This window comes from Bradyrhizobium sp. F1.13.3, from assembly GCF_040548265.1.
Classification (GTDB): Bacteria; Pseudomonadota; Alphaproteobacteria; order Rhizobiales; family Xanthobacteraceae; genus Bradyrhizobium.
In genome coordinates, this window is the sequence record NZ_JBEPRI010000051.1 from 1 (window position 1) to 6,435 (window position 6,435).

Consider the following 6,435-nt stretch of genomic DNA (forward strand, 5'->3'; position numbering starts at 1 on the left):
TTCACGCTGTTCGAGCCAAAGGCTGACATCGACATCATAACCAGTCGAGGATTGAGCTTTCTGAGCACATCGTAGCCGAGCCCAAGCTTCGGCAGCACATCGACCGAATAGTTGCCGACCACGATGTCGGCTTCCGGTACTAATCGCTTGGCGAGACCCAGGCCTTGCGACCGCCTCAGGTCGAGTGTAATGCCGCGCTTATTCCGGTTCATAATGCAGAAGCTCGGCATCATCTCATAAATTTGCCCGTTCACGTAGTCAGGGGCCCGATCGACGCCGCGCCACCAGTCCGGGTACTGGATGGCTTCGATCTTGATGACGTCCGCACCGAGGTCGGCCAATATGCGGGTACACAACGGCCCCGCCCAGCCCATCGAGAAGTCAATCACGCGAACTCCCTGCAATGGCTGCCGATGCGCGGTGATGTAGTCGGACGAACTAGGCACCGTTTCAGTGACGTGAGTTCGCGCATTCGCAAAAGCCTGCTGCTCACCTGGAGCCGGCACTTTGCCGCCGGTGCGAGGTGGGGTCGATCTCAGCCGCTGCATCGAGCCCACGGTCTGGCCCTCTTCTATGCCAAGCCGAACTGGGACGATTGCGGCACGTGTCTTCTTCTCTCTGTGCTCCAAGAGATCTGATATCTCGGGTATAGGTACAATTGGGATCTTACGCACCAGCCCCTCGGCAAACCACTCTGGTGCTGTCCGCTTCTTCAGCCTCGGCACGAACTGTCGTTCAATCTGTTCCATACGTTGGAGGCGATCCTTGTTGAGGATCAGAGACGGATCATTACGCAGCTCGGGCAGGCCAAGCATGTCGCAGAATGCGATCCATTGTGCGGGCGTGAGCGTCGTAACGCCGAGCCATCCGTTTTTGGTCTCATAAATGCCGGCCGGAAAAGTCGGCCAAAACCGATTGATACCTATTCGGCGCATTACGTCGCCGTGCGTGAACGCCTCGAACATATGATACTCGGATAGAGTCACACTCGATTCGAAAATACTGAGTGACCATGACCGGCCCTCGAGGCCTTGCGCTCGAGCGATCACCGAACAGGCCGCAGCGATGAAGCCCCACAAGCCGGCCAGGATACCCGTTTGGAAATCGGGTGCATGCAAAGGGGGGCCCTCAACCGGTCCAACCAGCTTCACGAGACCTGCGAGCGCGCGGACCGTTGAGTCGGTTGCGGCGAACCCCGCATAGGGCCCCTCGCGACCGAACCAGCTTGTTTCAAGGTGAATCAAGCCGGGGCACCGCTCACGGACCCCGGCGATATCAATGGACGGACAATCCGCATTATCAACCTCCCGGCCATCAATCACAATGTCGCAATCTTCGATCAGTTCGTTCAACCGTATGATCGCATCCGCGTCAGCCGCATCGATGATGATGCTCGATTTGTTGAAGTTCAGGAATGCGAACCAAGCGCTCTGGCTGGCCGGTGTCATCGGCGCGCTACGACGAAGTGGGTCCCCCGCTGGTGGTTCGATTTTCTGAACATCGGCACCGAAGTCCGCAAACAACCGCGCGCAATAGCTTGCTGCCGCCGAGCTACCTATCTCGATCACTCGCAGGTGCGATAACACTCCCATCGCGGCCTCCGTATCTTTGAGCGAACTCGCGTTTAACATATGAACATGGGGCCGCATCAAGAGGGGGGCTCCTTACTCAGTAAGCCATACAAGAGCGCTTGCGATTGCCTTAAGAAGGCATGCTGACGATTACGACTTGATACTCCAGCATTCCACATAGAGGTTCTCCGACCTAGACTGTGCATCTCTTCCGTGACAGCACTGCTCGCGCTGTCGGTCCGCAGGATAGTGCAACTGGGCAGGATCGCGCCGAAACCAAGCTGCTATGACAACAGTTGCGGATACAGCGTCTTTCGGAGTACGCGAACAACCACTCTTGTTCAGAAGAACTAGCATCGAATGCCTCGCACGGGCAGCTACCAAATGAAGCGGTCAGCACTGAAATCTGCATCATGTCTCCGGCGAGACTGCACACGCGACCATCCGTGTCGACGCGACCTCTCATTCGGCTCGCTAGCCTAGTAGTATGGATGACCGGTTCTCATGGTGAGTTCGCGGATGACTCACTTGGGCAACTCCCTGTAAGCGTACGGGCTCGCGGACTGCTAGGATCGATACCGGCAGTACACAACTCTGACCTGTATTTGGTATTCCGCTCGCCGCCATCGCCGGCGCAGGGCTACTCTCGACCCGCGCCATGCAAACGCATGGCCTGAGCGCCTCTATCGATCACAGCCCTAGCATGCTCGCCGCTATTAAGCTTAACAATTCCCGTTGTATGTTGACAACACTCTCTTCAGGTCAACTGGCAATGTTAGTAGTGGTTTTGATTGGCCAGATACGTGACTACTCGGTTGGTGGACACATTCAGTCGACCATAGGGCCCTCCCGACGTAAGCGCGCGGAAAAGCTTCAACCCCTCGCTGACTTCCCGGTAGGATATCGCGAGTGGAACCACAACGCGGTGAGTAGAACAAGGAAATCGAGATGACTTTTGGACGGGCAAAGGCAGCTCTGAAGCCACCTGGGAGCTGTTTGCACGGGTATTCCGGCTCGAGCGCTGTTTGAGCAGACTCGAATTGGACCAAAACGCTTTGAATAACGGCAGGGTTCGTCCATGACACCGCCACGTTCGCTCGGAATTCTGCACCTCGAACGTGGATTGGCACTCGACGCCATGTCGCCCGCCTCACCGCGCGGCTCGATGCTTAATCCGGATACGTTCAGTTTTCCTACCATAGACGAGACTGTCGCCGGAGCTTGGGTGGAGAATGTCGTCCGCGGAGATCCGGCGCTCGAGCCGGCGTTCATCGCAGCAGCCCGCCGCTTGGTCGAGCGAGGCGCCGTCGCAATCAGCTCGACGTGCGGCTTCTCTATCCGGCATCAGCCAGCTATCGCCGCGTCCGTGACCGTGCCCGTACTGACATCAAGTCTGCTCCTTTTGCCCACGTTGCTACGCCAGGCCTCTCATTCCACCAAGATTGCCGTCCTGACATACGATTCCACTCATTGCGGACAAGAGTTGCTCGGGGTTGATGATCCGGTCGAGCGCGCGAGAGTCGTCATCGGCGGCATCGAAGGTGGCAAGTACTGGCATGACGAGCTGAAGCGCCCGCCGCCGCCAACAGATGTAAACGCCGTGGAAAGGGACGTCGCCGCCTGCGTCGCGCGTCTCCGCGCCGACCATCCAGAGATCGCGCTGATTCTATTCGAATGCGCGGCGTTCCCGATAGTTGCGTCCCCCATCCGTCGTGTCGCACAGTTGCCTGTGTACGACATCACGAGCCTCTGTCGGATGACGATGGCATCAACGGCCTAAGCCGTTCGCCTTTTTGAAAAGCAGCAGTAACAGAAGATTAAGTCCGGGGAAGCCGTGCGGCCGGTCGCGATATCGCGCATCAGCCTTATGGTTTCCCGACGCTTGGCAGCGATCGGGGCTGGCTATTCCGCCGGAATGGATCGGGCCGAAGGCCGCCCGATCCCCGCAGGACCCAGCAGTTCGTCATGCAGCCCGACATGAGCTTCCAGATGATCTTCGGGAGGGCTGCGAAAGGACGACGGGTATGACTTCAGCGATATGGTACGCACCGGAAACCGTGCGGCGTCTGCGGTCTCCAGGTCAGTTGCTGCTATCTGAAGTGCCGTATAGACTTGGTGTATTCAGAACGCATCGAGCCAACCGTCCTTCAGGCGACCAATGGCGGAGGCCGAGAACCCGGCAGCATCCTTGCGAGCAGCGCAGCCAGCGCGTCCAAGAAGTCGCCGGTCGAGATACCCTTCAGGTAAAGGATCGGCAGCAGCGTCTCGATCAACTTCGAGCGGCGCATGTAGGGCGGCAGGATCGACGGAGAGAACCGAATGCGGTCAGGGTTGGTGGCGTCCGCCTCGCGATCGCGAACACATAGCTGGCGGACAGCGACCGGACCGATACCGGTCATCACCTCGCGCTCCGGCAGGTGACCATGCCGGACGAGGCGCTGGTGGCCCTCCTGCGTCCTCAATCAGCCTGCTTGTCGAGAAAGTCCGCAACCTCGGCCTCGACTGCCTTGGCGAGCAGGGCACGGGCTCCGTTGCGCAAGATTTCGGTGAGTTGATCGTCGAACAATCCTGGCTGAATCAGCTTGATAACGCTATCGTTGGACACGGCATATCGCTCCTTCGGTGGAGAAGTGGAGGCTTCAAGCACCCCCACGATATGCCGCCTCCGATTCCCGCCGTCACCAACTTTCGGCGATAGCTCCGCTCTTACGGCGCCACTGCGATACTGGCTTATGAAACGCTGGAGACGGTTGTATGTTGAGCAAAATGGTTAGAGTTTTTTGACGAGCAATCTCCTCGAGCTCCAGAGGTCGCGCTTGCAGCCGGGCGAAGCCAGCCGTCGTGAGGCAATCGATGCGTAATTCGATAATCGAAGGAATGATCAGCGTCGCCATTAAAAGGGCGTCGAGCATACCACATTCCGAGTGTCGACTATAGGTGACCCGCTTGCGAGCGGCGTATCTTCAGCCGCCTCTGCCCGGCATCCATCTCGAAGCCCGCCTGGAGGACGAAAAGCAGTGTATCCTGGTGCTGATCGGCGCGACGCCGGAAGGCCGCAAGGAACTGGTCGGCTTCACCGAGGGTGCCCGCGAGAGCGCGCACGACTGGCGCGATCTGCTGCTCGATTGAAGCGGCGCGGGCTCGATGCTTCCCCGCGGCTCGTCATCGCCGACGGCGCACTCGGGTTCTGGAAGGCCGCCGGCCAGGTCTGGCCGAAAACGCGCGAGCAGCGCTGCTGGGTGCCCAAAACCGCCAACGTGCTCGCCAAATTATCGAAGAGCCAGCAGCCGAAAGCCAAACCCGCGTTGCAGGAGATCTGGACGGCCGAAACCAAGGCCGCCGCCGAACTGGCGTTCGAGGCCTTCATCGAGAGCTACGCGTTGAATTACGACAAGCCCGCCGACTGCTTGGCCAAGGATCGACATACGCTGCTCGCATTCTACGACTTCCCGGCCGAGCACTGGAAACACTTGCGGACAACCAACCCCATCGAAAGCACCTCGCCACGTGCGCCACCGCACCAACCGATCGAAGGGCTGCCTATCCAACAGACCGCGCTCGCGATGGACTTCAAACTGGTCGAGAGCGCCCAGAGAAGTTGGCGCCGCCTCGACAGACATAACCAGTTGTCAAACCTCGTTTTCGGTGTGACATTCAACGACGGGATCGAGGTCACCGCCAAGTCGACCGACCGCCAGCCCACAACCGCCGCCGCCTAACCGGCTCAGACCGTCACCAAAATTTGGCGATAGCTCGTAAGCGCACGCTAGCACGCTGTTGAAGAACTCAGCCGCGTTCGCAAACGCAGGCTGAATCGTCGCTATTCTGTATGTAGAAGTGACCGACGAGCATGCCCGCAGTGCCAATCATAGCCTATCCGCGACCACAGGCGGGGTCATTCTCATCGTGCCCTTCCCATGAGAACTCCGCGCAGGCGGAACCGTCTCGCGCGCCCTAGCGGACATCGAGGAAGCCCTTCAACGCGCCGAAGGCAATTTCACCGCCGGACTTGCTCTTGAACGTGAGATGCGCCTGTTCGACCGGGTCAAGGAAGTCACCGTCCCAGTTGTCCATTTCGACGATGCGCCAACTGCCAACAAAGGCCTTGGCGAAGCCGGACACCTTGGCCTTCAGCCGGCCTCCGCGATTAGCTTGGGCAGCCGCACCAGATTGTAGGCGGCGGCTGCGAAGGTAAAGGCACATCCGACGCGTTCACGGCCACGGAAGCGGTCTTCTCTTGCCCGGCGATCGTCTTGATCCAGCCGAATGCCTCCTCGATCCGCTTGCGGACGCGCTGGCTAGCGGTATAGCCCCCGCGCCGGGTCCGTTCGCCCGCCGATCGCCGAGCTGCGGCCGGTGGTGTTCTGCGCAACCTGCGGCGTCACGCTTATCGAGCGCAGCTCATGGACGAGTCTTCTGCGTCGTAGGCTTTGTCGGCGCCAAGCGTGATCGCTGTCGGCCGGTCGGCACGCGGTTCGATCATGTGCAGCGCGGCCACCCGTTCGGCATGCCCGTCGGCCGGCGTCAGGCAGGCTTCGACCAGTAGACCGTGGCGGTTCTCCATCAGCCATGCCCGATGACGCACAGCTTCGTCTCCTTGCCCTTTCCCTTGCGGTAGAGCCTGGCATCCCGATCGGTGGTCGAAGCATGGGTGTCTTCGAGCGTTTCTGGCCATGGAAGTCCGCTTCGGCATTGCGCCCGCCGCCTTGCGCTGGAGGCTCGCCCGAGCCGTCGTGGAGACTCTTCATCCAGGCCCAGGCCTCAATCAGGGTAACCCTACGCGGTAGGCCGCAGCGCGCTGATCTTTCCAGTTAACCGTTAGAGCTCGTCGGACTCCTCGGTTTTCGGCTTCATCGTCGCAGCG

3 protein-coding genes and 4 pseudogenes are annotated in these 6,435 nt (G+C 59.7%); 2 read left to right on the forward strand and 5 right to left on the reverse strand.

Annotated features, from left to right (window positions below):
* Positions 1-1,592, reverse strand: a 1,592-nt coding sequence (locus tag ABIB66_RS43215) for a CoA transferase (RefSeq protein ID WP_354260047.1), incomplete at its 3' end; no start/stop codon positions are given.
* Between the two features lie 1,057 nt (positions 1,593-2,649).
* Here ABIB66_RS43215 and ABIB66_RS43220 point away from each other — a divergent pair.
* Positions 2,650-3,351 (forward strand): aspartate/glutamate racemase family protein, encoded by a 702-nt coding sequence (locus ABIB66_RS43220; protein WP_354260050.1) that lies wholly within the window; start codon positions 2,650-2,652, stop codon positions 3,349-3,351.
* A 350-nt stretch (positions 3,352-3,701) separates the two neighbouring features.
* Here the strand turns inward: ABIB66_RS43220 and ABIB66_RS43225 are convergent.
* Positions 3,702-4,176: pseudogene (locus ABIB66_RS43225) on the reverse strand (transposase); the annotation flags it as partial.
* Positions 4,177-4,249: 73 nt separating this feature from the next.
* On the reverse strand, positions 4,250-4,483 hold the full coding sequence (locus ABIB66_RS43230; RefSeq protein ID WP_354260053.1) for a hypothetical protein: 234 nt from the start codon (positions 4,481-4,483) through the stop codon (positions 4,250-4,252).
* A 67-nt stretch (positions 4,484-4,550) separates the two neighbouring features.
* Here ABIB66_RS43230 and ABIB66_RS43235 point away from each other — a divergent pair.
* Positions 4,551-5,290: pseudogene (locus ABIB66_RS43235) on the forward strand (IS256 family transposase); the annotation flags it as partial.
* A gap of 67 nt (positions 5,291-5,357) precedes the next feature.
* Here the strand turns inward: ABIB66_RS43235 and ABIB66_RS43240 are convergent.
* Positions 5,358-5,645, reverse strand: a pseudogene (locus ABIB66_RS43240) (hypothetical protein).
* A gap of 56 nt (positions 5,646-5,701) precedes the next feature.
* A pseudogene (locus tag ABIB66_RS43245) lies at positions 5,702-6,343 on the reverse strand (transposase); the annotation flags it as partial.
* Positions 6,344-6,435: the final 92 nt, after the last annotated feature.